Here is a 4,310-nt window from a genome sequence, read left to right as displayed (position 1 = left end):
AGGGGGTTAAATTAAGCGGGTTTTGCTGCGGCAGTGTTGTACTGGCCAGTGACGGCTGCAAGACCGGGTATTTCAATAGGCCCAGCAAAGTGCGGCGGGATAAATCCATACCATGTTGCTGGGTATAGGGTTCAAGTTTCGCCACAATACGCAGTGTCTGGCCATTACCTTCAAAGCCACCGTTTAGCAACATTTTATAGTTCAGCGCCGTTTCACCGCCATGACCAAAAGGAGGGTGGCCGATATCATGGGCCAGACACAACGACTCCATCAGCGCATCCTGAGGTAAAACAGGTAACAGGTCTGCCACTGTTTTACTGCGTAGCTGGCTAACCAGGCCAGTGCCGATTTGGGACGCTTCCAGAGAATGCGTCAGGCGGGTACGGTAAAAATCATTCTGGCCAATACCCAGGATCTGCGTTTTGGCCTGCAAGCGACGAAAAGCGGCGGAATGGAGAATGCGGGCCCGGTCGCGTTGCCATGGTGTGCGCTGATCACCCGGTCTGCTATCAGTGGCACCAGAGCGTCGTTCAGACCATACGGAAAAATCCATACTATTCCTTGATAATTCAGACTGCTGAGCAGTAGTGGGCGGTTTTGCTTACGGTTTTCATATTACGCCAATCAGCATCAAAGTTCGAGTAGACAAAAGTGGCAATAAAAACGTTAGACAGCTGTATATTTATACTGTATAAAATAACAGTATCTTGAACAAGGGAGAAATACGATGGCTGTCATTATAAAATATGTAGTAGAACGTAACGGAGCAGAGAAGATGACCTTTACCTCTAAAGCCGAAGCTGATGCGTATGACAAAATGCTTGATACTGCAGATGAGCTGAGTACCTTTTTAACAGCGACCGAGCTGATGAGTAACGAACAGCAAACAGAGGCTTTGGCACTTTACCTGGCGCAGCATAAAGATGATTTGCTGATAGCACTTGGTGCAAAAAAGCCGGTTGCAAAAGCTGATAAGGCACCTGCAGCCAGCAAAACAGCTAAAGCCAGTATTGCTGTCGTAGAGCAAGCCGCTTAATGCGGCTGCTTTAATCTTTGCCAGTATTGTTGCAGATCGGTTTTTACTTCAGGTAGCAGCAGGTATAGGGCGAGGATATTGGGTACGGCCATTAAAAAGATCATCGAATCGATAAAATCAAATACTGCCATCATGTTGGGCACAGCGCCTATGGACACAATTAAACAGAACAACACTTTATATAACTGAGTCAGATGCTTATTGTGGCCTACAATATAGCGCCAGCCGGTCAGGCCATAGTATGACCAGCTGATGACGGTGGAAAAACCGAACAGCAGCAAAGCCACCATTAATACCCATGGGAACCAGCTGAATACTGAAGCAAAAGCACCTGACGTGATTTGTACGCCATCAAGGCCGGGCAGCTGATAAGCGCCGGTCAGGATGATAACCAAAGCAGTAATGGTGCAGATAACCACTGTATCAATAAAAGGCTCCAGCAAGCCAACAAAGCCCTGGCTGACCGGGTCTTTAACCTGGGCCGCAGCATGAGCGATAGGTGAAGAACCAATACCAGCCTCGTTTGAATAGGCGGCCCGGCGAAACCCCTGGATCAGTACACCTATAAAGCCACCGTAGCCCGCTTCAGGGCTGAAAGCGCTTTGCACAATCAGCCACAATGCAGCCGGTATTGCACTGGCATGCGCGGCCATAACGAAGAAAGCGGCAACAAGGTAAATACCACACATCAGGGGCACCAGTTTACTGGTAACCCGGGCGATGCTTTTTAAGCCGCCAATAATGACGGCCGCCACCAACAGCGCATAAATTATACCGAACAGCCAGGCATTATCGAACCCGGTAACCGTTTTTAGCTGCACAAACCCCTGATTAACATGAACAAAGCCAGCTGAGCCAAAAATAACAAACACAGAAAACGCCAGAGCAAGAATGCTGCCGACAACAGGTAGCTTATATTTATCCAGAGCGGCTTTGATATAGTACATCGGGCCGCCGGAGACAGAGCCGTCGGCATTGATTTGCCGGTACTTTACTGCAAGGGTACATTCTACAAACTTCGTTGACATCCCCAGTATACCAGCCATGATCATCCAGAAAGTGGCGCCCGGGCCACCTAAGCTGATAGCAACAGCTACACCGGCAATATTGCCTGTACCGACAGTACCGGACAATGCTGTACTAAGCGCCTGAAACGGCGTAATTTCGCCTTTTGCTCCGCTGCGTTTGTTACTGCTTAGTAAACTGACGGCATGACGAAAACCACGGACATTGATAAAACCAAGGTAGCAGGTAAATACCAGCGCACCACAAATCAGCCATATCAACACCAGGGGCACACTGATGTCATTCACATCAAAAGCATAAAATACAACGGCGGCGATTTTGGTTGTCAGGCTTTCAAATGCCTGCTGTAAAGAAAAATCAGTGATCATTTATTAGTGTCAGCAGTATGGACGGCTATATGTGGCGACAAGACTACTGTGTTATTGCTGGCGAAACAAGAAATTATGTTAAACCCTGCTGTGCCGATTGTACCGTGACAATATTGCTTTTATGCTGAGTGCATCAGTAGTGGAGAGCACATCAATGACAGCATCTGAACCAGACAGCGAGAAAACTTCTGCGCATCATCACAGCCACAGCCACAGTTCGCACCGGCACGGCGCGCATGATCATCACAGCCACCATGGTTTGCACTCACATCATTATGATGAAAGCAGCAATATAGCACTGGCATTCTGGCTTAATTTCTGTTTTGCGTTAATTGAGATTGTTGGTGGTATATTAACCAACAGTGTCGCCATCATTGCCGATGCGATCCACGATTTGGGTGACAGCCTGGCCATTGCATTTGCCTGGGTAGCCAGCAAGGTCGCGACAAAACAGCCAACAGAGCGTTACAGCTACGGCTTCAGGCGCTGGTCTTTGCTAAGCGCGCTGATAAGCGGTCTGATTTTGTTATCCGGTTCGGCCTGGGTGTTATCTGAAGCAATTCCCCGCTTGTGGCAGCCACAATTACCGCATACCGGCGGTATGTTTGCGCTGGCGATACTGGGTATAGCCATTAATGGTTTTGCGGTACTGCGTTTACGCAGTGGCAAAACGCAGAATGAAAAAATACTTAGCTGGCATTTACTGGAGGACGTATTAGGGTGGGTTGCGGTACTCATCGGCGCGGTATTGATGTATTTTACCGGCTGGGCCTGGTTGGATCCTGCACTTTGTATCGGTTTCAGCTTGTTTATCTTGTTCAATGTGCTTAAAAATCTGCGCCAGACATTAAGTCTGTTTTTACAGGTTTCGCCAGATCCGAAGTTACAGCAAACTATTTCCAGTCAACTGGCAGAGCTGGACTTCGTTAACTCACTGCACCATGTGCATTTATGGTCTCTGGACGGCGAGCAGCACGTACTGACAATGCATGTTGCCATTACTACACCGGTAGATCTGACCCAGCAACTGGCCTACAAAAAACGCATTGCAGCGGTATTGGCGCCATACAACCTCAGTCATACCACTGTTGAATTTGAAATCAGCGGTGAAGAATGCCGCGATACTGGCGCCGCTGTTAAGTGATACTTCAGCAAAGCAGGCTACACTGTTTGAGAACCTTTCAAGGAGTAAGCTATGTTGATGAATTCTTATCAGAAAGTGCTGGCTTTAATGATGTTGGCAATGTTTACGCTGTTGCAGGGCTGTGCCGGTGGTGTTAATGCTTCGGCGACTGAACAAAAAAATGCAATTAACCAAATGCGCTCAGATGTGTTGTCTCAGCTATACCGTGAAAAATCCAGCGCCCGCGCTGAAGTACAAGGTGCGCCCGGTTACGCTACGTTCAGCAATGCCAATGTGAATCTGATCTTTGCCAGTTTTGGTGGCGGTTATGGTGTTGCACATAATAACGTTACCGGTAAGGATACCTATATGAAAATGGGCGAACTGGGCGTTGGCCTTGGTGCTGGAGTAAAAGACTTCCGCCTGGTACTGGTGTTCCACACTACTGAAGCGCTGCAACGCTTTATTGATCACGGCTGGGCGTTTGGTGCTCAGGCAGACGCCGCTGCTAAAGCGGGGGATAAAGGCGGTGCTGTCGGTGCGGAAGCCAGTGTCGATGATGTAAGTATTTATCAGTTTACTGAAGCCGGCCTGGCTTTGCAGGCAACAGTTAAGGGCACAAAATTCTGGGTAGACAATGATTTGAACTAAAAAAAGGCAGCTAAGCTGCCTTTTTATTGTCAGCCTTAAACCACCTCCTATGGAGGTGGTGATCGTTTAGTCGGGGCTATGCCCGTAGAGTACCCATGTTAGATAC

The 4,310-nt window shown here is 48.3% G+C and carries 5 protein-coding genes; 3 read left to right on the top strand and 2 right to left on the bottom strand.

What is annotated here, in order from left to right:
- Positions 1-553 (bottom strand): dGTP triphosphohydrolase (dgt, locus tag VIN66_RS05545; protein WP_331923037.1); only part of this gene is annotated, 553 nt, incomplete at its 3' end.
- A gap of 174 nt (positions 554-727) precedes the next feature.
- Between dgt and VIN66_RS05540 the strand changes: the two genes are divergently transcribed.
- Positions 728-1,036 carry a YebG family protein gene (locus VIN66_RS05540; protein ID WP_331923036.1) on the top strand — a complete coding sequence of 103 codons (309 nt, stop codon included), beginning with the start codon at positions 728-730 and terminating at the stop codon, positions 1,034-1,036.
- Here VIN66_RS05540 and VIN66_RS05535 read toward each other — a convergent pair.
- Positions 1,033-2,430, bottom strand: a complete 1,398-nt coding sequence (locus VIN66_RS05535; RefSeq protein WP_331923035.1) for an alanine/glycine:cation symporter family protein — start codon at positions 2,428-2,430, stop codon at positions 1,033-1,035. The two genes, VIN66_RS05540 and VIN66_RS05535, sit on opposite strands and share 4 nt — an antisense overlap.
- A gap of 154 nt (positions 2,431-2,584) precedes the next feature.
- On the opposite strand from VIN66_RS05535, the gene VIN66_RS05530 reads away from it, so the two are divergent.
- Positions 2,585-3,574, top strand: coding sequence for a cation diffusion facilitator family transporter (locus tag VIN66_RS05530; RefSeq protein ID WP_331923034.1), 990 nt, complete (start codon positions 2,585-2,587; stop codon positions 3,572-3,574).
- 51 nt (positions 3,575-3,625) lie between these two features.
- Positions 3,626-4,204: a YSC84-related protein gene (locus tag VIN66_RS05525; protein WP_331923033.1), complete on the top strand. Its 579-nt coding sequence runs from the start codon at positions 3,626-3,628 to the stop codon at positions 4,202-4,204.
- Positions 4,205-4,310: the final 106 nt, after the last annotated feature.

The sequence above is a fragment of the Rheinheimera sp. genome (assembly GCF_036568245.1).
In the GTDB taxonomy this organism is placed as follows: Bacteria; Pseudomonadota; Gammaproteobacteria; order Enterobacterales; family Alteromonadaceae; genus Alishewanella.
This window is presented reverse-complemented; position numbering and strand designations above follow the sequence as displayed.